19 protein-coding genes and 1 pseudogene are annotated in these 25066 nt (G+C 56.0%); 17 read left to right on the forward strand and 3 right to left on the reverse strand.

The features are described 5' to 3' along the window. From HDE78_RS00005 to HDE78_RS00015, 3 genes are all read left to right on the forward strand, one after another. On the forward strand, positions 1–2150 hold a 2150-nt coding region (locus HDE78_RS00005; RefSeq protein ID WP_218861873.1), incomplete at its 5' end, for a YDG domain-containing protein. Positions 2151–2215: 65 nt separating this feature from the next. Beyond that, positions 2216–3928, forward strand: coding sequence for a ShlB/FhaC/HecB family hemolysin secretion/activation protein (locus tag HDE78_RS00010; protein ID WP_179476482.1), 1713 nt, complete (start codon positions 2216–2218; stop codon positions 3926–3928). A 441-nt stretch (positions 3929–4369) separates the two neighbouring features. Then, a complete protein-coding gene (locus HDE78_RS00015) occupies positions 4370–5089 on the forward strand; it encodes a hypothetical protein (RefSeq protein WP_179476483.1) in 720 nt (239 codons plus the stop codon). A 153-nt stretch (positions 5090–5242) separates the two neighbouring features. On the opposite strand, the gene HDE78_RS00020 is transcribed toward HDE78_RS00015, so the two are convergent. After that, on the reverse strand, positions 5243–6202 hold the full coding sequence (locus HDE78_RS00020) for a transcriptional regulator (protein ID WP_179476484.1): 960 nt from the start codon (positions 6200–6202) through the stop codon (positions 5243–5245). A gap of 235 nt (positions 6203–6437) precedes the next feature. On the opposite strand from HDE78_RS00020, the gene HDE78_RS00025 reads away from it, so the two are divergent. From HDE78_RS00025 to HDE78_RS00070, 10 genes are all read left to right on the forward strand, one after another. After that, positions 6438–7742: an HD-GYP domain-containing protein gene (locus HDE78_RS00025; protein ID WP_179476485.1), complete on the forward strand. Its 1305-nt coding sequence runs from the start codon at positions 6438–6440 to the stop codon at positions 7740–7742. Positions 7743–7785: 43 nt separating this feature from the next. Continuing rightward, complete coding sequence (locus HDE78_RS00030; RefSeq protein ID WP_179476486.1) at positions 7786–9306, forward strand: PAS domain-containing methyl-accepting chemotaxis protein; 1521 nt, start codon at positions 7786–7788, stop codon at positions 9304–9306. Positions 9307–9317: 11 nt separating this feature from the next. Continuing rightward, a complete protein-coding gene (locus HDE78_RS00035; protein ID WP_179476487.1) occupies positions 9318–10151 on the forward strand; it encodes a CheR family methyltransferase in 834 nt (277 codons plus the stop codon). A gap of 23 nt (positions 10152–10174) precedes the next feature. Then, on the forward strand, positions 10175–10621 hold the full coding sequence (locus HDE78_RS00040) for a chemotaxis protein CheD (protein ID WP_218861943.1): 447 nt from the start codon (positions 10175–10177) through the stop codon (positions 10619–10621). An 11-nt stretch (positions 10622–10632) separates the two neighbouring features. Next, the gene (locus HDE78_RS00045; protein ID WP_179476489.1) at positions 10633–12165 is read left to right on the forward strand and encodes a chemotaxis protein CheW; all 1533 of its coding nucleotides are present in this window, start codon (positions 10633–10635) and stop codon (positions 12163–12165) included. Positions 12166–12368: 203 nt separating this feature from the next. After that, positions 12369–14756, forward strand: a complete 2388-nt coding sequence (locus HDE78_RS00050) for a transcriptional regulator (RefSeq protein WP_179476490.1) — start codon at positions 12369–12371, stop codon at positions 14754–14756. 133 nt (positions 14757–14889) lie between these two features. Beyond that, a complete protein-coding gene (locus tag HDE78_RS21190; RefSeq protein ID WP_179476491.1) occupies positions 14890–16044 on the forward strand; it encodes a GGDEF domain-containing protein in 1155 nt (384 codons plus the stop codon). Next, on the forward strand, positions 16041–17192 hold the full coding sequence (locus HDE78_RS00060) for a GGDEF domain-containing protein (RefSeq protein ID WP_179476492.1): 1152 nt from the start codon (positions 16041–16043) through the stop codon (positions 17190–17192). Before HDE78_RS21190 ends, HDE78_RS00060 begins: the two co-directional genes overlap by 4 nt. Before the next feature lie 142 nt (positions 17193–17334). Further along, the gene (locus HDE78_RS00065) at positions 17335–17571 is read left to right on the forward strand and encodes a transposase (RefSeq protein WP_179476493.1); all 237 of its coding nucleotides are present in this window, start codon (positions 17335–17337) and stop codon (positions 17569–17571) included. Positions 17572–17885: 314 nt separating this feature from the next. Continuing rightward, positions 17886–18302, forward strand: coding sequence for a 4-oxalocrotonate tautomerase (locus HDE78_RS00070; protein ID WP_179476494.1), 417 nt, complete (start codon positions 17886–17888; stop codon positions 18300–18302). A 410-nt stretch (positions 18303–18712) separates the two neighbouring features. Here the strand turns inward: HDE78_RS00070 and HDE78_RS21195 are convergent, their stop codons facing one another. Beyond that, positions 18713–19360: a cupin domain-containing protein gene (locus tag HDE78_RS21195; RefSeq protein ID WP_345776011.1), complete on the reverse strand. Its 648-nt coding sequence runs from the start codon at positions 19358–19360 to the stop codon at positions 18713–18715. Between HDE78_RS21195 and HDE78_RS00080 the strand changes: the two are divergent. Together HDE78_RS00080 and HDE78_RS00085 are read left to right on the forward strand one after the other, a co-directional pair. Continuing rightward, positions 19286–20345: pseudogene (locus tag HDE78_RS00080) on the forward strand (IS5 family transposase). The gene HDE78_RS21195 and the pseudogene HDE78_RS00080 sit on opposite strands and share 75 nt — an antisense overlap. 655 nt (positions 20346–21000) lie before the next feature. Beyond that, complete coding sequence (locus HDE78_RS00085) at positions 21001–22293, forward strand: hypothetical protein (protein WP_179476496.1); 1293 nt, start codon at positions 21001–21003, stop codon at positions 22291–22293. A 223-nt stretch (positions 22294–22516) separates the two neighbouring features. Here HDE78_RS00085 and HDE78_RS00090 read toward each other — a convergent pair whose 3' ends face one another. Then, positions 22517–23299, reverse strand: a complete 783-nt coding sequence (locus HDE78_RS00090; RefSeq protein ID WP_179476497.1) for an aldolase — start codon at positions 23297–23299, stop codon at positions 22517–22519. Positions 23300–23426: 127 nt separating this feature from the next. Between HDE78_RS00090 and HDE78_RS00095 the strand changes: the two genes are divergently transcribed. Together HDE78_RS00095 and HDE78_RS00100 are read left to right on the forward strand one after the other, a co-directional pair. Continuing rightward, on the forward strand, positions 23427–24065 hold the full coding sequence (locus tag HDE78_RS00095) for an isochorismatase family protein (RefSeq protein WP_179476498.1): 639 nt from the start codon (positions 23427–23429) through the stop codon (positions 24063–24065). Positions 24066–24274: 209 nt separating this feature from the next. Beyond that, on the forward strand, positions 24275–25051 hold the full coding sequence (locus HDE78_RS00100) for a 2,3-dihydro-2,3-dihydroxybenzoate dehydrogenase (RefSeq protein WP_179476499.1): 777 nt from the start codon (positions 24275–24277) through the stop codon (positions 25049–25051). The last annotated feature ends 15 nt before the right edge of the window (positions 25052–25066 follow it).

The raw sequence follows: 25066 nt of genomic DNA on the forward strand, positions 1-25066 counted from the left end.
GCGGCACGTCGCAGGGTGCGATCAACGCCGGCAACTACAGCATCACCGCGAACGGCCTGAGCAGCAACAACTACGCCATCAGCTACGTCGACGGTACGCTCGACGTCGGCAAGGCGGCGCTGACGGTCACCGCGCAAGATGCCAGCAAGACCTACGACGGGCTGGCCTATTCCGGCGGCAACGGGGTGACCTACACCGGCCTCGTCAACAACGAGACGTCGAGTGTCTTGGGCGGCAGCCTTGTCTATGGCGGCACGTCGCAGGGTGCGATCAACGCCGGCAACTACAGCATCACCGCGAACGGCCTGAGCAGCAACAACTACGCCATCAGCTACGTCGACGGTGCGCTCGACGTCGGCAAGGCGATCCTCAATCTCGCCGGCACGCGCGTATACGACGGCACGACCAACGCGGATGCCGGCGCGCTGACGACCATCAGCGGCCTGGTAGGCAACGAGACGGTAGTACTCAGTGGTACGGGCGAGGTGGGTGACAAGAACGTCGGCACGAACAAGGCGCTGACGGGCCTGGGTAACCTGGCGCTGGCCGATGGCAGCAATGGCGGCCTGGCCGGCAACTACACGCTGGCGGGTGGCATCGACACGCTGACGATCACGCCAAAGGCCATCACGGTCGCGGCGACGGCAGCCGACAAGACCTACGACGGCAATGCCACGGCGGTCGTGACCTCGCTGACGAGCAGCGGCATCGTCGGCAACGATACGGTGGACTTCGCCGATACCGCGGCCACTTTCTCCGATGCCAATGCCGGCACCGGCAAGACGGTGACGGTGGGCGGTATCACGGCCAATGGCACGGATGCGGGTAACTACACGGTCAACAACACGGCGACGACGACGGCGAATATCGACAAGGCCGTGCTGAACCTCAGTGGCACGCGCGTGTACGACGCGGACACCGATGCGAATGCCAAGCTGCTGGCGATCAGCGGCCTGGTCGGCAACGAGACGGTCGTGCTGAGCGGTGTGGGCCAGGTGGGTGACAAGAACGTGGGCACCGACAAGCCGTTCGGGAACCTGGGCACACTGGCGCTGGCCGACGGCAGTAACGGCGGCCTGGCCGGCAACTACACGCTGGTAGGCGGCACCGACACGCTGACGATCACGCCGGCCACGCTGACGGTCGCCGGCACCACGGTAGGCACCAAGACCTACGACGGTAACACCACGGCAAGTCTTGCTGGTTCGACCTTGAAGGGGCTGCTCGGCAGCGACAGCGTTGCGCTGGGCAACGACGCTACCGGCACGTTCGCCTCGGCGAATGCGGGCACGGAAAGCGTCACCACCGGCATGACGATCGGCGGCACCGATGCAGGCAACTACATCATCGTGCAACCTTCGGGCCTGGTCGGCACCATCAACCCGTACGTGCTGGACCTCAGCGGCACTCGCGTATACGACGGCACGACGAATGCGATTGCCAGTGCGTTCGGCAATGGCGGCCTGTTGACTGGCATCAATGGCGAAACGGTGAACCTTGGCGGTACGGGACAGGTAGGCGACAAGAACGTCGGCAGCGACAAGTTATTCACCAGCCTCGGTTCGCTGACACTGTCCGACGGCAGCAACGGTGGCCTGGCCGGCAACTACACCCTGGTCGGCGGTGTCGATACGCTCAGCATCACGCCCAAGACCCTCGTGGCCGACGCCACCGGCACCAGCAAAATCTACAACGGCAACACGCTGGACACGGTAACGCTGGGCAGCCCTGGCGTGGTGGCGGGTGACTCCGTGCAGTTCGGCTACGGGACGGCCAACTTCTCCGATCCCACTATCGGCAGCGACAAGTTGGTCACGGTCACGGGCGTGCAGTTGAGCGGTGCCGACGCAGGCAACTACCTGCTGGCAAGCCCGACCGTATACACCCAGGCCAACATCACCGGCGCGCAGGCGTCGGCGTTCGGGATCAGCAACGGCACCCTCGCCAGTGTGGACAGTGTGCTGAACTCGAAGGTACTCGCCACGCCTTACGGCCTTGCCGCGCAGGAAAGCGTGGGTACCTTCATCGGCAACAAGAAGCGGCTGCATCGCCCGGTGGAGCGCAACGTGTCGCGCGGCGATTTCAGCTCCGGCCTGGCCCTGAAGGTGATCGATGGCGGCGTGCGCCCGCCAGCACAGGCGCTGCCGTAAGGGAAGTGAACCGCATGTCCCGAACGATTCACTTTTCTTCAGTCAACCCTCTTCAAGTGAAAGCCATGAACACCAAGTCTTGTCCCGTACTGCGCCTCGGCACGCTGGCCGCCATGATGTCGCTGGCCTTGTCAGGCGCGGTGCATGCCCAATCCGTGCCCACCGGCATCCCCAGCACCGGCGGCATCAGCAGCGGCCTGCTGTTGCAGCAGGCGCCGCAGCAGCCTTCGACGGTGCCGCCATCCGATCTCGATCTGCACATGCTGCATTCCGAAAAGCAGCCGGCTGCCGATTCGCGGCCTTTCATGGTCAAGCGCATCCAGATCACCGGCAATACCTTGCTACCCGATGAGCAGTTGCGTTCGCTGGTGATCGGTTACGAGGGAAAGGCGCTGACGCTGGGCAATCTCAGCGATCTGGCCGACGTCATCAGCGCAGCCTATCTGCGCGCCGGCTACCCGCTGGTGCGCGTGTACGTGCCGGCGCAGACCCTGGCCGACGGCGTGGTGAAGCTCGCGGTGGTCGAGGCGCGCTATGGCAAGGTCGTGCTGCAAAACCAGAGCGCCGTGAAGGACGGCCCACTGCAGTCCACCCTGGCGCCGCTGCAGCCGGGCCAGCCGGTGTCGAACGACACGCTGGAACGCAGCCTGCTGCTGTTGTCGGACATCCCCGGTGCGCAGGTCAGCTCCGCGATCAAGCCCGGTGACGCGTCGGGCACGTCGGATCTCGTGGTGGACGTGACCTCGGCGCCGCGCTACACGGGCACACTGGGCGTGGATGACTACGGCAACGAATACACCGGCCGCGCGCGCGCCACCGGCAGCTTCGACGTGAACGGCCTGCTGCACGAAGGCGATCTGCTCGACTTCAGCGCGGCCAGCTCGGGCGGCGGCATGAACTACGTGCAGGGCGGCTACCGCTATCTGCTGAACGGGCAGGGCACCACGCTGCGCGCCGGCGTGTCGTCGCTGCACTACAACCTGGAGGATGAGCTGTCGCCACTGGATGCCTACGGTTCGGCGCTGGTGGGCAGCCTCACGCTGACCCAGCCCATCGTGCGCAACACCGCGGCCAACCTGTACGGCCAAATCGAGTTCGACCGCAAGCTGCTGAAGGACGACATCGGCCTCGTCGGCATCGACACCGATCGCCAGGCCAACGTGTGGGTGGCCACGCTGGCCGGCGACGAGCGCGATGCGCACGGCATCATCAACTACAACCTCGGCATGTCGCACGGCGACATCGACTACACCAACGGTCTCGCCAACCTCATCGACTACATCACGGCACGCACGCAGGGTTCGTACAACAAGTACACCTTCTCGCTGTCCCGTCTGCAGAAACTGGGCGATGACGACGCGCTGTACGCAAGCTTCACCCAGCAATGGGCGAGCAAGAACCTCGACACGTCAGAGCAATTCTTCCTCGGTGGCCCCAGCACCGTGCGTGGCTACGACGTCGGCGTACTGGCCGGCTCGCAGGGCAATCTGTTCTCCCTGGAATACCGACACAACTTCACCATACCCGGCGTGACGGGACAGTGGCAGGCCAAGCTGTTCGGCGACACCGGTCGCGTGGCGGTCTACAAGGACACGTTCGAGCGAAGCATCAATAGCGGCCGTCTCAGCAGTGCCGGCCTCGGTCTGAGCTGGACGGGTCCACACAGCTGGACTGCCTCGGCGTCGGTGGCCAAGCCCATCGGCAACACGCCGGACATTCTGCCCAACGTGAATACCAAGACCCGCCTGTGGGTACAGGTGATGAAGGGGTTCGACTAAGAATGCACCTTATCCCCCAATCAGTAGCGGCCTAAACAACTCATAGTGTTTCTTGATTCGGTTTCGACCGACGAGCGGTAAGAAGATGCGACTGCAGAATTCGCTTTTTCTTACTGAGAAATGACCTCAGATCAATCTCGCACGCGCAAGAGTCGTCGCGCTTCCCAAGCTCTCTTGACACGGTCGAGCAGCGATAGCAGACTCGATTTCAAGGAGCGTCGAAACTCCTCAAACAGCGGTACCCACCTCCGACAAACCGGTGGGTTTTTTGTACCTACGTTTTTTGTAGGTGCAACCGACGCGATGCCTGCGTCGGGAGGGCGGCGAATACAACACCCGCAAGGGGAATAAGCCCGCCGACTGTTTGCGGTTTCGAACCTCCCGACTTCCCGTCCGGCGTCATGCCGTGCACGGGCACTTCGACGGAATGAGGAGGCGAACATGTCGACGTTCGATGCAAACGATCGGGAAACGAGGGGTTATTTTCTACCGGAGAACAGCCAGCTCCGACTGCAGAAACTGCGCGACTACGCCGAGTTTCTCTCGCACATAGCGCAACCGCGCACGCCGGATGCAGAGCACGAAGGGATCCCCGAAATCAACGCGGAGCAGGTCGCGATCTGCCTGGAATTTCTGGCGGAGCAGTTGGGTTTCGTGCTGGATAACCTCTCGTTTCCAGCCTACCGATCCGAACGCGAGGCCGAGCAGGGCGCCTACGCAAAACCCGAAGCCGCCGAAGCGATGCCCTACGACACGGGCGAGCGCTACCGCTTCGGCATCACCCTGGACCAGGTCGACACACTCAACCAGCTGATCGACATGATTGTGGCCCACGGCGACGTCGTCACCGCCAGCCATGACACCGAACTAGCCGACCACACACTGTCGCTGCTGGGGCACGCCATCTTCAACGACGCACGCGCCGTGCGCGACATCATCCGCCAGGTGGAATCGCAGCAGCTCAACCCAACGCGCAGTTCGCACACCCACGTCAGCGAAGAGCAGGGCGTTTACGAGGTGGTGCAAAAGACCTCTCGGGTTCGCTGGATAACGAACGCAAAGACAGATTCAGACATTGTCCCGGAGCGTGACAGCGTGCGTGTCATGTCAGGAAAAGCCTTGCGAAATATCGGCGTCTGTCATCGTCGCAATTCAACATGAAAACAATCGGGCAAACATTCCCTTACCGGCTATCGGAAGTGCTTGAGATGCGAGAAAAACTTTCAGCGCGTATGTCGGATAAAGCGAAGTCTCGAAATGAAGACTGGGGCTTCAACTCCGACGATACCTCGTGATTAGCCGCTGTTATAGGAATCAGTTGGCGACTGGTGGGCTCTGGCGCCCATCGCTGCGTGTTTTTCCTATGCGCGCGAGCAGCAAGTACGTGGCGTCGTGAGCGGCTTGCAGAACATTCGCCGATGCTGCCTGCACATCATCACCAGCTTCGTTAGCTCGACCAATCGTAAGGCGAACTGTCCAGATACCATTCTTCAGTAACACCGTGGGCTGAATCGTCGTTGAAATACCCAGTTCTGGTTTGAAAAAGATCTGTTGCGGCGTAAGCTGATGGTCGTTATTCATCAGGGCTAGAACCGTCGGATTCGAGACGATTTGGACATCGCCGATCTTGATCTGGTCGGCCACCAGTGCCATCACTCCCAAACCGAGCCAGTTCCATTGAGCCGGCGCGTTTACCTTTGCGGGTAACACTACCGTCAACGAGCGTTTTGCGGGACTCATGGACCACGTTGGCAGCTGACGATGCGCAAGCGCGAAGCAGGCGAAGCACACGGAAAGAACGATAGCCGCTACGGCCGTGCCAATGATCCGAACATGGCGGCGCATTGGAGGAAATCGGTACGCCGGGGGGCCGTCAGTCCCGATGGGTAGTGCTTTGGATGTCGACGGCAGCAAGGTGGCGCGGTTGGTCGTCAGCTCGGCCGCGGGCGGACCCGCGTGCACCACGGTATCGGCGATCCAACGGTATCCGACCCGGAGAATTGTCCGGATGATTTGCTGCTCCTTACCGTCTTCGCCCAGGGCGCGCCGCAAGCGAACGATAGTTTGAGCCAACAGACTGTCATTCACATCAGCTCTTGCCCATACCGCCGAAATAAGTTCGTCGCGCCCGATAGGGCGTTCGCGATGCTCTACAAGATAGACAAGACAGTCGAACGCGCTGGAGGAGAGTGGAATCGCTTCCCCATCGTGCCAGAGCTCTCTGGAGAGCGGGTTAAGAAGAAACCCTCTGAAGGAATAGCTTTGATGATTCATCAGCTTGAGATCCGCCGTGCTCTAGAGAGCTATCGGCAGCTCGAAAAAAAAATGAAGGTCGCAGCAGCACAAATCAACGCGACCGAACGCGATCTCCGAGGAGTAAACAGGCAACAGTCGTGCCCAGCGGGGGCAATAACCGCACCAAGCTGGAGGGGATTCAGCTCGGGTGAGGTGATTTTGTGCGTTTAAGTGACTGATTTTTAAGCCGTCATATAAATACGATCCCGTTCGCATGGTTTCCGAATGCCTCTTTTTAAGGCTGAGCGTATCCATCGACGCCGACGAGGTTTGGTCGTTTGGCGGTGCCCCGATGTTGAAGAAAATAAAATTTGAACAGCTCATACCTGGCATGTATGTCGGTCGCATGGAAGGTTCCTGGCTCAAAAATCCTTTCTGGCGGCCGCGCTTTCTGATTCGGTCGAGCGAAGAGGTCCAGGCGCTGCGCACGGCCGGCTTGAAAGGAATATGGATCGATACGGCACGCGGCCTGGATGTGGCGGAACCGGCTCACGCTGACAGACCGCGTGAGGCGGTGCAGCCGAGCACAACGGTAGCTGCGGCTGATCCTGGTAGGCGCGAATCCTCCAGCCTGCCGATGCCGTTCGAGCGCGAACTGGAAGAAGCCTCAAAGGTCTGCCTCCACGCCAAGGACGTGGTTGCGGACATTTTTTCGAACGCGCGTATTACCGAAACGGTCGATATGCGGACGGCGACGCAAATTGTCAGCGACATGTCGCTGACGCTTACACGACACCCCTCGGCGCTGCTAAGCGTGGCGCGAATGCGATCAGTCGACGATTACACGTACGTGCATTCGGTCGCCGTTGCCTGCCTGATGATGGCATTCGCACGAGGCGTGGGCTTCGACGAAGAGCAGATCGGTCGCTGCGGTATGGCTGGCCTTTTACACGATCTCGGGAAGGCCAGGATAAGCCTAGAAATCCTCAACAAACCGGCCGAACTCAGCGAGGCGGAGTGGATTTATATGCGCGAACATCCCGCGATGGGCTATGAAATGCTGCATTCGCAAGATGCCACCGATGCTGGTGTCCTGGATGCTTGCCTCCGCCATCATGAGAAATTCGATGGCTCGGGCTACCCCGACCGGATGAAGGGCGAGGACATTCCCATGCTTGCGCGAATGGTCTCGATCTGTGACGTCTACGACGCGGTAACGAGCGACCGAATTTACAAAAAAGGCTGGGATCCCGCCGACGCGTTGCACCGTATGGCGGGTTGGACGGGGCATTTTGATCCCGTGCTTTTCAAGGCATTCGTACGCACGATCGGTGTGTACCCCATCGGATCCCTGGTGAGGCTGGCGTCCCAGCGTTTAGCCATCGTGATCAAACGACCGCAATTGGCGTCGGCGTCGGCGGTGAATCCGTGCTTACGCGTCGTGTATTCCATTCGCACGCGTAGTTACGCGCACGGAATAACCCTCGATTTAGCTCAAAACGATTGCGACGACCACATCGTTGCACGCGAGGATCGAGCGGCATGGGCTCATCTCGACATGGATGCATTTATCTCATAGGCCATGTTCAGGGCCCCAAACACATTGGTTTAAAGGAAATGCCATGAATAAAGAAATACATGATCTGTCGTTGGAAATGAAGGAAATATCCGCCTTCAACGACGCACTTCATCGGGTCCAGGCGGTAATCGAATTCGATATGAACGGTGACATTATCGATGCGAACGAAAACTTCCTGGACATACTCGGCTATACGCTCGAAGCGGTCCGTGGAAAACATCATCGCATGCTGTGCGATCCAGCCTATGCCTCTAGCGCTGATTACACAAAGTTCTGGGCGCGGCTGGCCAACGGTAACTTCGAAAGGGGCGAGTACAAACGCATCACGGCAGACGGTGAGATGGTGTGGCTCAACGCCTCGTATAACCCCGTGCTAAACAGCGAAGGCGTGCCGTACAAGGTAATTAAATTTGCGACCGATATCACCGCGTCGCGAAATGCGGCGGCGGAAGTTCATAGCAAGATGGCCGCGCTGGACAAGTCGCAAGCGATAGTCGAGTTCGATCTCGATGGCAATATGCTTACGGCTAACCAGAACTTTCTCGCGGCGGTTGGCTACAGGCTCGATGAAATTGTTGGTCAGCATCACCGCATGCTCTGCGATAAGGACTATGCCGCGAGCCGCGAGTACGCTGCTTTTTGGGAAAAACTGCGCAGCGGCGTTTTCGACTCTGGCCGCTATCGCCGCGTAGGGAAGGGAGGCCAGCCAATTTTGCTACATGCAAGCTACAACCCTATGTTTGACGGGGATGGGGTTCTGCAGAAGGTCGTCAAGTTCGCTTCGGATATCACTGCTCAGGGAGAGTTGGAGGATTTGGTCAGGCGCCGTGCTGGCGAGTTCGCCCATGCATCAACTGAAATCGCCGAGCAGTCCAATTCCATGGCCAGTGGTGCGCAACTGCTGGGAGCTACTGTCGAAGAAATGAATGCAACGATTGAAGAGCTAACGGCTTCGATCAACTCCATCGCTAGTAATGCACGGGGCGCGGACCAGTTGGCCAAGGATACGCAGCAGGAGGCCGAGCGCGGCGCCAAGGCGATTGATAAGTCGATCGAGTCCATGGGGCTGATCAACAAGTCCTCCGAGGACATTGGTGAGATCATCAAAGTGATCAGCGAGATCGCCAGTCAGACCAATCTGCTTGCTTTCAATGCGGCTATCGAGGCGGCCCGCGCGGGCGAACACGGGCTGGGCTTCTCTGTCGTTGCCGATGAGGTGCGCAAGCTGGCCGAGCGGTCGTCAAAGGCGGCGAAGGAGATTTCGATACTGATTAACGAATCGGTCAAGCGCGTCACGCAAGGTGGCGAAATTTCCAGACAGGCAGCCGAGGCATTCGACAAGATCGTCTTCGGCGTTGCTCGTACCACGCAAGCGATGGCGGAAATTTCGTGCGGCGCTGACGAACAGGCGGTGGCTGCCCGTGAGGTGGCGACGGCGGTACAGCAGATCGCCGAAGAGACGGAAAAGACTGCCGCGACCTGCGACAACATCGCCCGTGCGTGTGGAAATCTGATGGAAGGTGCGGGGGAATTAAGCGCCACCGTCAACCACTTCGAGAACTGACGGAGCAGATCATGCTAGCTATAGAAGCTGCGGTGGACATGGACACTCGACGGGCACTGTTCGCCCAGGTGCGGCGACACACGGGCATCGACATGGCCGATCGGAAGTGGACGCTTCTGCACGGACGCCTGCGACGACGATTGCAGACATTGTCACTGTCCAACTACAGCGATTACCTCGCGGTGCTGGACAGTTCGGCCGACGAAGTAGGGCACTTCATAGACCTGGTTACGACGAACGAGACCTCGTTCTTTCGTACGCCAAGAATCTGGAATTACCTCTGGCAAGAATTTTTGCCCGCATGGCATGCCGCCCATGCGGGCGTCACGTTGCAGGTGTGGTCTGCTGCCGCGTCCACCGGTGAGGAGGCCTATTCGGCGGCGATGCTGTTTGAAGAATTTCACCAAAAGCATCCCGACTTTAAGTACCGCATCCTAGGCACTGACATCGCTCAACGCGTACTCGACGTAGGCTGCTCGGGAAAATACTTCGGCCGTAACGTGGAGGGTCTGAAAAAGGCGCGTCCAGCGATGCTGGAAAAGTACTTCTGTAGTGACGGCACGGCATGCGCCGTTGCGCCTTCATTGCGCACCCATATCACCTTCCGCCGACACAATCTTTACCAGGGGCTAGTCGATCCTGCGTGCTTTGATCTGGTCCTGCTGCGTAACGTACTTATTTACTTTGATAGGGCCGGACAGGAAACGGTGCTGGAGAACGTCCGGCTATCGATGGCCACAGGGGCGGTACTCATAGTGGGCGAATCGGAATCCCTCAACCGTATCCGCACCGGCTTTAACTACCAACAGCCGCTGATTTACCAAAACGAGCGAACCGCGGCGTGAATGGGAACGATATCCACGTGAAAATGTGCGAAGTACGGACTGGCAGCGCGCCGCAGGTGTTGCGCAGTACGCTTGGCTCGTGCGTAGGCATCGGTCTTCTCTGGCGTGAGCGCAACCTATGCGCCCTGGCACACTGCCTGCTGCCGTATTCTCAAACGCAAGCGGCGCAACCATCAGCAAAGTATGTGACGGATGCCGTGCCCTCGCTATTGCAGCTGATCGGTGCTTCGCCTTCTTGTTACAACCAGCTCCAAGCCATTGTGGCCGGCGGTGCTTGCATGGTGTACCAGCGCCGGCTAACCCCCAACGGATTGATCGGCGAGCAGAACACAAAAATGGCCCAGCAGCTGCTGGCGGACGCGGGGATCCGTGTGGTGCATACCGAAATAGGTGGCATCAGTGGTCGTCAGCTGAGCATCCATTGCGACACGCAGCAATATGTCGTGCGTACCTTCGAACGTATCAATTAGAGGAACCCGCTATGGACCGTTCGGCTCTCCCAGACACGCCCGCAGCGCCGAACACGGTCAAGCTATTTGGTTCATTTCACCTAGGCGAATTCGAGCTGGCGCTGCCTATCGATGCGCTGCAGGAAGTAGTGACCTTCCCCGGCACCATCGTCAAGATACCTGACGCCCCGGAGCATGTGCTGGGCCTGTTCAATCTGCGTGGCATGTTGATCCCCATCGTGCACCTGGGCCGCTTTCTCGGTTTACCCGATAGCACGGACAACAGTGAGGCGCGGATCGCTTTGGTCATTTCTGGCCAAGCGCGCCTGGGCTTGCTGTTCGATCGCATCGGTGAGATGTTGAAACTAGCGACGAACGAGGTAGTGCCATCACGCCATGACAGCGAATCGTTGGTCCTGATCGAAAGCGCTTTTCTCTTCGACGATCGCATCCTACAGGTCTTATCCGCCTCCGCATTGGCGCGTCTGCCGGGCTTACCGCAATTACTCAATTCCGATGTGTTACAGCAAGCTCACCAACGGCGAATGACATACGGCAACCGTCATAAGGCGATATCTTTTCAGAGCGGCGGCCGGCAGATGGCGGTGCCGATGAAAGCGATCCAAGAAATTATTCGACTGCCGGAACTGAAGCATTCGGTACTCGGTAACGAGCGCTGCTTGGGATGGCTGGAACTGCGCGGTCGCCCGGTGCCAGTTGTAGACTTCGCCTGCTTCCTTGGACTGAAAAGTCACGGCGCCGAACCGACGAACGGAGAGGATGGAGAAGATCCACGCCGGGTGTTTGTACTGCGCAAGGGTGATGCTTACCTCGGACTGCTAGTCGATAACGTCGGCAGCATTGTTGCTTACCTTGATACACAACTGCTGCCGATGCCGACTATCCGAGGCGAGGAGGGCTTATTCGCCGGCTGCATCAGTTGTCCCGATTCCGGCATGGACGACCTTTTGATGGTCAACGCGCCCGCTTTGCTGGAGGCCCCATTCATGACTGACATAATTCAGGGCCACCGTGATCTTTATCTAGTGGCAGACAGCGAACAGCGCGAAGTCGAAAATCGGTGCCAGCGCATACGCGAGACCTGGATAACGTTTCGGCTTGATCGACTCATGGGTCTGCGTATTGAACAGCTTCGCGAAGTAGTCGATTACGACGCGACCCTGGTGCGTCCACCGGGCGCTCCACCCTACGTTCGCGGCGTGCTGAACCTGAGACAGGCACTGATCATGGTTGTCGACCTTCGGATCCACTACAGCATGGACGAGGCGGAGAACCTCGCCAACAGCAAAATCCTCATCGTCGAACACTGCGGGCACAAATATGGCCTTGTGGTCGACGCGCTGGAAAACATAGTTAGCATCGATACCACCGATAAGCTGCGTATTCCTCTGCTGGTAACCAACCAGCTCAACACTCCCCTGCAGCAGGATCTCCTTGAGTTTATTGAGCTGCCTGACAACACAACCGCTATGCTGATGGACTCAAGGCCGCTCATGGTGCGATTGACCCATACCGATGTACTTCAAGGCGAGGCCGTAAATTAAACTGCCAGCGACTAGGTCGACTGCAACCATCATCAGCCTCGTGCTCTTGCAGCATAAGCACGGCGCACTCGCGGACTTCTGGGGAGAATTTGCCGACTTGTTCGTGGCTCTATCTTTTCAAGAGTTGGAGCCTCCTCAAAAACCGGAGCGGTTCACAAATGGCTCACGTAGCGTGTTGGTGAACGATCAGCTAACGTGCTGATATGAAAGCTCAACTTTATGTTTTCGGCGATTTTTCGCTAGATCCTTTAGCGCGAGAGTTGAAACGCCGAGATGTGTTCATTGCATTGCCCGCCAGTGCATTCGACTGTCTGGCCTATCTAATCAAGCATAGAGAACGCCCTGTTGGCCGAGATGAGTTGATCTCTGCTGTTTGGGGGCGCACAGACGTCAGCGAAAATCTTCTGGCACAAACGATTGTCCGTTTACGCCGTGAATTGGATGATGCCGGTAGTAAGCAGAGCGCCATTCGAACGATTGTCCGTGTCGGCTATCGATGGATGATACCAACGGCAGTCATACCGAAGAGTTTCGATGTGGCGATTGCCTCTGATTTTTCGAACAAGGTTAGTCCCTTCGATGGTTCGTTGGATAAAGACAAGGTCGCAGCGCGGCAGCCACCTAAATCGTCAACGAAATGGCGGGATCTTTACACAGTTCGTACGCGAACGAAGATTGCGCTATCCACCTCCCTTGTCGTCGCCGTTGCGATTGCTGTTCTTGTTTTTCTACATCGTCGCTATCAGGACACAGCATTCTTGCCCGTCGTTGCAACGGGCACCGGCCTAGCAGTTGTGTTACCTGCAGAAGTGAAAGCGCCGAACGATTGGCAATGGCTTCAATTGGGGCTTATGGCGCTCATTTCGGATCGGCTCAATCACGCAAAAATGCCGACGATGGCAAGTCAGATTGTCGTAAGCCAACTCGATGTAAAAGTCGGTGACATTCGCAAGGATGCGTTCTCAGACGAACGATTGGGCGTATCAATGCGTATTAATCCACGCGTTTCACTTGCCAACGGCAAGTGGATTGTAGAGCTGGACGCACGCACTTCAGCTCATGAAACGGTGCGCGTCCACGCGGTGTCTGACGATGCTTTAACCGCTGGCAATATTGCTGCGGATCTGCTTCTTGTTCGATTCGGCCTCAAGCCACTGAAGAACGTCGACCCTCCGGTGGCTCAGCAGCTTTTGGTTCAGCGCATCATAACGGCGCGCCTTTCTGCGCAAGAAGATCTTGCCCAGCGGCTTATTGAACAAGCGCCGCCGTCCGTAAAAAATCTACCGGTCATTCGGTACTACGACTCACTACTGAAAATGGATGCGGGGGATTACGGGACCGCGGGGAGAGACCTTCATGCATTGCTGGAGCAATTGCCTGTGCGGCCAGAGACGGAGGTCCTTCGCGGACAAATTTTTGAATCTCTCGGCGGGCACGCTCAGTATGAGGGGGAAAAAGAGGAGGCTTTGAAGTTTTTTGACCAAGCAGTTCCACTGCTACAGGGAAATGGTAACGAAATCTATCTCGGCTACGCGTACGCCTTCCGCGCGCAAGTGGAAAAATCTCTTCAGCTTTTTGTGCAGGCTTCAGACGACGTAGGCCGCGCGAGAGTCAGCTATGCCAGAGCGGGAGATCTGCAGGGTGCCGCCATAGCAGATTACCAAACAGGGCTTATTTTGACCGACCGCGGCCAACTTGAAGCGTCGATGTCATTTCTCAAGAAATCCTATGAGGAGTTCTCGAGGATCGGTGGAAATAAGGCAATGCTTACCGTATCCATTGACATAGCCAACGACCAAAGGCTGTTACTCCACTTTGGAGAGGTTTTGAAAACGACGGATAGTTTTTGGCCGACACCGTCTTTCGTGAAAATACGACCCATCAGCTTTTGGCTAAGCCTTCATCGAGCGCAAGCGTTGGCCGATGTTGGACGGGTCAAGGAAGCGCAAATAATGGTTAATTCGATTTTAAAAGAGAGTGAAGCCACTGACAAAACTTTACTAGCTTTAACTCAAGCGCTTCAAGCAAACATCGCTCTCGTTAAGGGTGACTATAAAACGGCGTTCAACGCTGCTGCGGCAGCAAAGATGCCAGCGCTGAAAGATGCAAGCGATATTCCGTACGCACAAACATGGTTGGTCCTCATTCGTTCGCTTAGAGGGAGTGGAGAGATTAAACAGGCTCGCATCGAAACAAGGGCAATGCGTGAGTGGGTTGCCACGAAGACGCCCGATGATTGGTCTGAAATCTATATCGAATTGGCGGAAGCCGAACAAATCGCTGCTGAGGGCGAGACGGAGTTGTCACTGCAAAAATTTGCGACCATCATGAACCGCGCCCAACAATTGGGGGTGCCCGAATTGTTGGTCGATGTCGGACAATCTTATGCCTCTAAAGCGTTGGCGGCGGGACATATTGATCAGGCAATGGCAATCAGCGGCACACTTGCGCCGTGGGCGACGACTGACATGCGTGCGGCGATGGTTCAGGCCAGTGTTTACCAAGCGCTTGGGCAAAGCGATGCAGCGCTCGCAGCGCATAAGCTTGCGCTTTCTCTGGCGGGTGAGCGGTCGCTGCCTACCGGCAACTAACTTTGAGCCAGTATGTCGCCTAACCTTTTCAGCTGCCTACTTAAAGTCCTGCGCTCATTGGCCGATAGCCTGTATATATTTTGATTCGTCTAAACAAGATAGATCGGTCTTTTAAATAGGGGTCGCTTAACCAGTGGCACGTTATCTGTATCGGATTAAAGCCGCCACCCTCCGCTTGGTGCTGGGTTCGGTATCAGCACAGCGCGCACGTATTATCGGCACTTTAATGACCATGGTTATCTACTTGGCGTGTGTGTTGGCGGTATGGTTCGGTGTCGTGCTGGGGCTGACCGATTTCGGCCGAGCTCGCGTATTTACGCTTATTTTGCTGATAAACCCAAGTCTGTTCTATATAGTGATTCGCTGCGAACTAGACAGTCGTTTGACTGATAAAGAAATGACTATGCTGCAGATGATGTGCGCCATTGTCGTCATGTGCATAGCCTACGCAATACTCACTCCGGCTTTTCGCTCCCTCACGCTGTTACTTGTTCCGTTGGTCATGGCATTTGGCATGATCGGAAGATTTTCGCTAACGCCATCGCAGGGACGTTGGCTTGCAGTGTTCACGCTGACCGCTTATGGCAGTACGATGGCATTAGTCGGATCGCATTGGCCCGCAATCTTCGACCCGCGACAAGAGGTGATCAATTTTCTCATCTTGGTTGCCGTGGTGCCCACCATGTCAATCGTCGCTGCACAAGTGGAGCAATTGCGGGCTCGCATGCATGAGCAACGCCGGGCGCTACAAGCAACGTTGGCTGGGCTGGAGCTGCTTACCAGCCACGATGCGCTGACTGGTTTGTTCAATCGTCGTTTCATGGTCGAGCGTTTGGCGCGTGAGCAGGAGCGATTGCAGGGCGAATCGGTTCTCACATGCATTGCCCTAGTTGACCTGGATCATTTTAAGCGGATCAATGATCAGTACGGTCACGCTGCCGGCGACGATACACTGCGCCGTTTCGGAGAACAGGCCCTGCGCTGTTTGCGCGGGACCGATGTGATCGCGCGTTGGGGTGGCGAAGAGTTCCTGTTGCTGCTATCAGATACCGACCTGCCCATGGCGACCGCGGTGTTGCAGCGTCTGCGCATGGACATGACCGGGGATACCTTGTGGCTAGACCGTCCCGAACTAAGAGTCACGATCTCTGTCGGCGTGGTTCAATGGCAACAGGGGGAAACCGCCGATCAAGTAGTCGAGCGCGCTGACCACCTAGCCTACCGTGCCAAGAATGCTGGGCGTGATCGCGTGATGAGCGAGCAAGCCGTGTCGGTAGAGTACCCATGAGCCGGGCGTGGGCCATTGCCGTGGGGGAGGAAATGCATGGTCTTGTGCTTGGTCGCGATGCCTCGATGCGGATGGCTGTTGAACGCACTGTAATGGCTATGCTGGTCTATCTGATAAGCATCCTGGCAGTGCGTTTGACTGTGTATTTCGGCTTCAGTGATCTGCAACTAGCGTTCTGGCTGACGATCTACATGCTGGCTGGTCCGGTGGTTTTTTACTTGCTGGTGCGCAGTGGCTGGAGCCGTCGCCTGCGCGATCCGGCTTTGACGATGCCGCAGAACCTATTTGCCGTGACCGCACTGGTCTTTGCTTACCCAACCGTTGGTCCAGTGCGCGCCTTAACATTTCTGCTTGTAGCACTGTTGCCGCTCTTTGGCTTCCTGGCCATGAGTCCGCGGCAAACCCGATTACTGGCTTGGTTTAGCGTGATCGGCTTCGGTGCGATGATGGCATCGCTGGCCTATTTTTATCCCGAGCAGTTCGACCCGCGCGCCGAAGCGTTGCACTTCGTCTTTGCCGTTATCTGCCTGCCTTGCATGGCGTTTCTGCTCAGCGAGGTTAGTCGGATGCGTTTGAAGGTGCGTGCCCAGCGCACCGAGCTAGAGGTGGCCAAAGCTCGCCTGGAAGTCATCGCGGCGCATGACCTGCTTACAGGTCTGTTTAATCGACGCTATATCGGCGAACGGTTGTCAGCAGCATGCCAAGGTGGAACCGCTCAGCCACGCCCTTTGTGTATATCGCTGATTGACCTGGACCACTTCAAGCGCATCAACGACCAGTTTGGTCATGCCTTGGGAGATCAGGTGTTATGTCACTTCGCAGCAGTTGCACAATCCCTCTTGCCACGCATCTGTGAGCTCGGTCGTTGGGGTGGCGAAGAGTTCCTGTTGTTGATGCCTGGCATCTCGGTCGATGAGGCGATGGCTTTCATCGACAACATTCGTTCCAGTTTGGGCGACCGCCGGCGTGCGCCTGAAGCGCTCGTGGAGCTACATTTGACCTTCTCGGCCGGCCTGGTCGAAGGCTCGAGCCAGGGCCTAGACGCTACGCTGGAGAGCGTCGACCGTGCGCTTTACCAAGCGAAAGCCGATGGTCGTAATCGTACGGTGCTTGCAACGTCCAAGACGTTGAATAATCCTCGACTTTAAAATCCGTTGCTCGTTTATTCCCGTCCGCAAACCGTGCCATCAATAGCGCGCTTCTTCGAGCAATCCAAACAAGACGTCCAACACATGCTAATTGTCGCAATGGACCCACCAGCCTTTCGTAGACATACGGACGCCATAATTCATGGCAATGACGGTGGTGTTTATGAGTAGCAACAAACATTACACGGATGAGTTCCGTGCCGAGGCGGTGAGGCATGTCATCGAGCGGGGCTTTACGGTGGTGGATGTGGCCACCCGCATCGAGATTCCCAAGCACACGTTGTACGGCCTGGCACAGGCAGCAAAAAAAGGCAACGATCAGTGTCGATTAGGAAGCGTTATCGCGGGTAGGGGAGACTACCTCAATACCGCCCGTTGAGTGGCCTAGCCGATGTTGCAATGTGTGGTGGAACCGACGAACGGGGCGTTTCTCCTTGATGTGAGACGCACCATGTTCGAGATCAGATCGTCGCCAGCAGGCTTCGTCGTTTCAACACGACAGAACAGGAGACGATCATGCGGCTTGATAGCAAGACCGAGACTGTAGAGTTGTGCCGGCCTACACTTGAACCACGTCCCAGCCGTTAGTTGACTAAATAACGATCGTTATTTATGATGAAATCACGATCGTTATGTACGCGCTCGTAAGGGTCACGCATTGTGTGTGTCCCTAACTACTATCGGGAGACTCCCATGCCGCTCACACTGACCCTCACCGAAGGCGTTCTGCCGAAAGGAACCGAAAAGGCAACGTTTTCCCGTCTCTCCGATTGCATGCTCAAGTGGCATGGACAGTCTGAAAATTTGGATCTGAAGCGCAATATCGTCGGTTCGATCCACGTGGTGCCCAAGGACCATACGTTCTCTGGGTCGATGGAAGGCCCGGTCGTGTTTATCGAATGGAAAGTTCCGGGGTTTGCCTTTGCGACCCGTGAAATCCAGCAGGGCTATATCGAAGAAGCCACCGATATCGTCCATGAGGCGTCCAAGGGTAAACAACCTAAGGATCGTATCTGGGTGAATGTCGTACATGCTGTGGATGGGGCGTGGGGCATTGCTGGTCACGCGTTGACCAATGCACAGCTGACGAGTGGCGCTCCGGCCGCCTAATAAGTTGCAAGCATCTTGCGAAAGGCCCCCTGTATGAGGCCTTTCGCTAGTTAGCAAGTTGTTCCAATGCTCGATCCCTAGCTGAGGTGTGAATTTTTGTAGGGCTTCGTCTAATTATTTATCAGCTTTAAAGTCAGGTTAACCGTTGTGAAGCACTTTGACGGAATGGATAGTAGCTAATACAAATATTCGATGCTAATAAAATACGGATTCGTCTCAGCGATTACACGGTTACTTAGCCCAACACGACGGAAGTCGGTGTTCCTTTACAGCAGTGAGGGGGTCGATGCGCTGGCAATAAATGCCTGATCTCTGATTGGCGGCAACACAAGCATCATCTTTTGCTGAGCCAGTGGCAACGCCAGTCATGGGCTTTTGGTTTGTGAGATCAGTTAGCCCGAAATATTCGGCTAGGGCACTATGGTATAAGGCTTATCAGCCGGGACGCTGGCCACGATCAGAAACCGTAGCACTTTGTTTTTTTCGGGGTTCATGAAAACGGTGTGCGGCACATCGGCCTGATCCAGGAACGTTTCGCCGGCATGATAGAGCTTGGGTGTTTCGTTGCCGTAACCCGATTCAGCCGTGCCTTCGATGACGTAGTTGAAGCCTGCATCGGTATGGTGATGTGGCGGCGCGATCACCCCCGGTTGAAAGGCGACGAGGATGACTTCCCGTTCCAGATTAGTGCCGAGTATCGGCCGTCGTTCAAGTATTGAGCGAGTGATCGGCTGGACCGCGGCTACTTCCGAAGCATGCGAAAATCTCGCATCAAAAAGTAATGTCACGCATAACATCGCGACGAACAATAGCGTTTGTGTGGGCAGTCGGCGCGTCTTCAGTCCACACATATTGCGAGTGAAGAGAGTTTTATGATTATAAGTAGTTCGCATGGATCCTCCTGTGGCTTCCTCTAACAGGTTGTTGAAAAACGCCTCGCAGTCGCGACAATGATAGCCCTCATCAATGATTGGGTAGTTGCGGTGCGCGGGGCAGATATCCAGCAGTTGGACATTTTCTCGTATGTTCCGGTGGGCGAACGCGTTCTGACCGATCACCCGATCCGCAAGCTGCGAGTGCTGGTCGATACGATCCTGCAGGACCTCGACGAGGTGCTGGCTACACGTTACGCCGCTGTCGGACGCGCATCGATTCCCCCTCGAGCGGCTGCTTGCAGCAGGTGGTCTACAGCGTGCGCAGCGAACGGTTGTTGATGCAGTTGAACTACAACTTGCTGTTTCGCTGGTTCGTGGGTTTGAACATCGACGACACGGTATGGGATCACTCCACCATTTCGTTCAATCGGGATCGGTTGTTCGATGCCGAGATCGCCCAACGGTTTTTCACCAGCATGGTCTTGCTAGCAAGACTCAATGATCTGGTCAGCGACGAGCACTTTTCGGTGGATGGCAGCTTGCTGGAAGCCTGAGCCTCGCATCGCAGTTTCCGCCCCAAGGATGGCTTGCACGACGGCGATGGCAGTGACTTCCGTGGTCAGAAACGCGGCAACGATACACATGCTTCGACCACCGATCAGGATGCGCGACTGGCCCGCAAGGGCCAGGGCCAGCAGGCGCGTCTGGCGTATCTGGCCAATGCCCTGATGGAAAATCGCAACGGCCTGCTGGTAGGCGTAGATGTGCTTCATGCCACGGGCACCGGAGAGCGTGAGGGCGCCTTGACTGGCCGAAGCGCACCTGCATCGCGGCGTGACGTTGAGTGCGGACAAGGGCTACGACGTGCACGATTTCGTTGACCAGTTGAAACAGCGCGGGATCGGCGCACATCGCCCGCAACACCGCCAACGGGCGGCGTAGCGGTATCGACGGACGCACGGCGCGCGGCAAGGGCTACGCCATCAGTCTTCAAATACGCAAACGCATAAAGCAGGGCTTCGGCTGGGCCAAGACCATCGGCGACCTACGCAAGCTGCCGTGGATCGGCTTGGCGAAGGTCAGCGCGTGGGTGCACTGGAATTTTGCGGCCTACAACCTCATCCGACTTGGCGGTATCGGCGAGTGGTGGCAACCCTCGCCGACATGAGTGGCGTGCGTCAGGCCGGCGGCACGAAAGGTCATCGCCGTCGGTTCACGATCTACCCTTCTATCGCGGAGCCCGTGGATGGGTGTTTCTCAACAGCCTGCTAATGGACTGCAATTTGATACTTTTTGTGCTTGAAACACGATGGATACAGTCACATCCACCTTATTGAAATGTTCCGTAGTCTGCTTTGAATGCCGCAAAATATGCTACAGGTGTAAATATTTCGTATACAAGCCATGTGATGCGTATCACAACATCCATCTGATCTACCAGATGTTGTTTTTATTCGATGGCATGAAGGCATATCCACATTACGGTGATATGGCCAAAAGCTCTCGAATCATCAATTGTCACGATCTAAACGTCGATTTTTTAATCTTGCGCGCCAATCTGATTTTTAGTGCACATTTTCTATTGACTAGATGTAAATCGTTATCTATAGTCAAATAACTATCGTTATCTTCTAGGGGGATAACGCAAGTGGGGGCACATTGAAATGAGCGTTATGCGAGACATCAAGTCACGCATGGGCAAGTGTTGCCTACCGTAGACAAGTACGGCCGAAAGCTGAAAGGGGCTGGCCCAGCGAGCTGATGCGTCGCAGCCGCTCTTGCGAAAAACAGACAAAATTTTCCCCACACAGGAGGTGATGTTTATGTTTTCACTAGTTGCTTCATATGTTGAAGGATTTGTGGCTAGCCCCGGGCGGAAAGCCTTTTCGCTGTTGATAGCCACGGCTTTGCTGGGAGCTTGCATAGCTCCTCAAGCAGGCTATTGCAACGACTCCAATGACCCTTACGCGACCTATTTCATTAGCAGCTTTGGTAGCAACCAAGTCATGTCGTTCAACGAGGATACCGGCAAGTTTCTCGGCGTGATTGCCGCTGTATCCGGACCGGTCGCATCGCAGATCGGCTTTCGCGGTGACCTGTTCCTTTCTGCATCCGGATCGGGGCAGGTGCTGCGTTTCGATGGGTATAGCGGTGCGTATAAAGGTGTGTACATTGACAAGGGCAACGGGGGGCTGATCTCACCTTCGGCCCCGAATTTTGGACCAGATAACAAGGTGTACGTTGGCGACTCGACCTTAAATCAGATATTGCGCTACGACAGCGATGGCAAGTTCATCGATGTCTTCGCCACTCACGATCAAGTGGACGGCGGCCTAACCCAGCCCTTCATGCAAACGTTCGATCAGACATCCATGTACATGGCCAGCGGCGGCACCAACAGCGTGTTGCACTATGACCTGCAGACCAAGAAGTTTCTCGGTGCGATCGCACCTCCGAATCCCAGCGATCTGGTTCAACCGATTGGATTGGAGTTCGGTCCCGACGGTAATCTATATGTAGGGAGCGCGGGGACCAACGCAGTACTGCGTTTCAATGGCAAGACCCTGGCCTTCATGGATATATTCGTTCCGCCTGGATACGGCGGCATTGTCGATCCGCACGCGATTCGCTTCGGTGGCCCTAACAGCAATTTGTATGTAGTCAGCACCGGTACTAACCAGGTCATGGAGTACGACCGTGTCACCGGTAAATTCCTGGGCATCATCGCGGACGGAAATCCGGATGGATTGTCGGAGGCTAGGGGACTGACCTTTACGCCGCGTCCGATCTTCAATGTGTATTCCCACGTGGCGGGGAGCAGTTCACTTAGCGCTATGCACGACTTCAGGCACGTTTTCATCGAGCACCATCTCAAGGACTACAGCGATCCGTCGTCGCATGCAGAATTGATGTCCATTGTTTCTTCGGACAAGAATGTCGACATCAACAAGTCGGTGCGGAACGCGCATATCGGCGAACCGGATTACAGCTTTGATCTTGATTTCTCGAATAAGAGCGGTACTGAGCAGTACTACACGATTACCTATATCGCTTCTAACAATCACGGTCTTACGACCATCGCTACGACCGAGGTTGATGTTCCTCCCCAACGTTGAGCGCAGCGGCTCGTGATGAGCCGGATGGATATTCCTATTTTGGGTTGTTCTTATCCACCGAAGCGGAATGCCCCGATAATTTTAGCTAGGAGGGTTATGCAAGCATCGATCGATGTATTGATGAGTGATCAACGAAAGTAGCTGAAGTTGTGCGTGTGTTTTGCAATGCTCCCTGCCCGTGGGCGGAGCGCCACCCACGGGCAGGGAGCTTAATCTGCGTGATCTAGGTCAAGCAGTCGGCGTGATGGCGCAGGGCAGCGCGGACGTAATAGGCAAAGGTTGCCGCATAGCGTTTCTCAGTGGTCATCCAGGTCCTGGCTTCCAATGCAAGCTCCGGAGCAAGGTGTTTGATTTCTCCTGCGGCCATGGCGAGTAGCTGGGCTTTAGCGGCGCGCTCGATCAGAAGTGCAAGAATGCATGCTTCTTCGATGGTTCTTCCCGCAACCAGGTAACCATGATGGGCAAGCAGTACCGCGTGTTTGTTGTCGAGTGCGAGCGTGATGATTTCACCTTCTTCGTTTCCGACCGGCACGCCAGGCCAGGACGACAGGAATGCGCAATCGTCGTAAAGCGGGCAGAAATCCATGTGCGACACCACCAGAGGAGTCTCCAACATCGATAGCGCCGAGACGTGTGGAGAATGCGTGTGGACGATGCAGTTTGTATCCGCTCGGTGCCGATAGATCCAGGCATGAAACCGATTAGCTGGATTTGCCATGCCCCTGCCGTCGATCACTTCGAGGTCTTCGTTGACGTGAACAAGATTCGATTCACGTATCTCATCAAGTCCCAGGCCGAACTGTTGGGTACAGAACGTGCCGTTAGGCACGGCGCGGGCACTGACTTGTCCGGACAGTGACGAGCTGTGGCCGGCATCGAACAGAATGCGACAAGTCAAGGCCAATTTTTGACGCAGGGTCCATGTTTGATCGACAAACACTTGCTCCATCGACGCATGTGCTTTATCGATAAGTTCGGATTTCTGCAGAGCGAAGGTTGATGCCATGGTTTTCGCCAAGGTGACTGGTTAATGATGGATATGCTTATATCAAAATATACGGGAAAGTTTGTTTATAGGCCAAAAACAATTCAATCTGATTGAAAGAACGAAATTCAGGATAACGAGGGCACGGATGGCTATTCCTAAGATCAAACATTACGAGCTACCTACCGATGTTGCGCTTGCTCGTACGCCACTTCCATGGAAAGTGGACGCAAACAATGCAGCGTTGCTAGTCCATGATATGCAGAATTATTTTCTAAAGCCCTACGAGTCGACCGATTTCGTCAACCGGATCGTGATGAACATCGATGTCATTAGGCAGGCATGCCATCGGCTTGAAATTCCCACTTTCTATACCGCGCAGCCCGGCGGACAAGCCGCGGAAAGCAGAGGACTGCTGTTGGATTTCTGGGGTGCTGGGATGCCGAGCGAAGGCGAGGCGCAGGCCATTGTGCGCGGGCTAGCGCCTGTTGAAGGGAAAGACCAGGTGCTGGTAAAGCATCGCTACAGCGCTTTCGCTCGGAGCGATTTACTGGATCGGTTACGGAAACACCAGCGCACCCAGCTCATCATTTGCGGCGTATATGCGCATATCGGTTGCCTGGTTACCGCGACGGATGCATTTATGGCGGATATCAAACCGTTCTTCGTTTCGGACGCACTAGGCGATTTTTCGTTGAATCATCATGAGATGGCGTTGCGTCACGTTGCGCATTGTTCGGGACGTGTTTTGTCGTCAGCTGATGTGGTGTTCGAGTTGACTGAATAGCGATCGTTATGTAACATCCTGAAATATCATTTTTTGATTGTGACGATTATTTGGCACATTTAATGTTCGTATTTAAAAACGAACATTGGTTATTTTGCGGTCATCCCAGGTAATGAACATTGGCTTCGCTGGGAAGTTTTGTGAAAGCTAAACGAATCAGTTGCGGCGAAGCGTCGCCCAAAGGTGCGGGATAAAAATAGGGGTGGTCAATGCGACAACGATTCGCAAGGAAAACGATCGTCGTGACCGGCGCTGCGCAGGGTATTGGCGAAGCTGTGACCCGTCAACTGATTGATGAGGGAGCGTTTGTTTACGCGTTGGATATCCATCGAGAGCGACTGGTACAGCTATCCATCGAGCTGAATAAAGCCGGCCCCGTCATGGAGGCTGTTGCAGTTGATATCTCACAAAGGGATAGCGTCGATGCAGCTGTGGACCATATCGAAAGCAAGCGCCCGATTGATGGCCTGGTCAATGGCGCCGGCGTGCTGTTTCCGCGTTCCTTCGAGGCCGTAACGGAAAAGGAATGGGCCGATACATTCAACATCAACGTGCATGGTACGTTTTTCGTATCGCATAGCGTCACCCGCCGGATGATTTTGCGAGGATGCGGCGTAGTTGTCACCATTGCGTCCAATGCGGCTGCGACACCGCGTATGAACATGTCGGCGTACTGCGCGTCGAAAGCTGCCGTCGCGATGCTTACTAAATGCATAGGCCTTGAACTTGGCAAGCACGGTATCCGCTGCAATGTTGTTTCTCCTGGCTCGACCAATACGGCCATGCTGGCAGCAATGGCTGGGCATACGGATGAACGGCACCGCAAGCTGATCGACGGCGATCAGAATTTGTATCGAACAGGTATCCCTTTGCAAAAGATTGCAGAACCTGAGGATATCGCCAAGGCTGTCGCGTTCCTGCTTTCCGACGAGGCAAATCACATCACCTTGCATGACCTCGTTGTCGACGGCGGCGCCACCTTCTGATCGATCCGACCTAAC

It is taken from the genome of Rhodanobacter sp. K2T2 (assembly GCF_013408815.1).
Taxonomy (GTDB): domain Bacteria; phylum Pseudomonadota; class Gammaproteobacteria; order Xanthomonadales; family Rhodanobacteraceae; genus Rhodanobacter.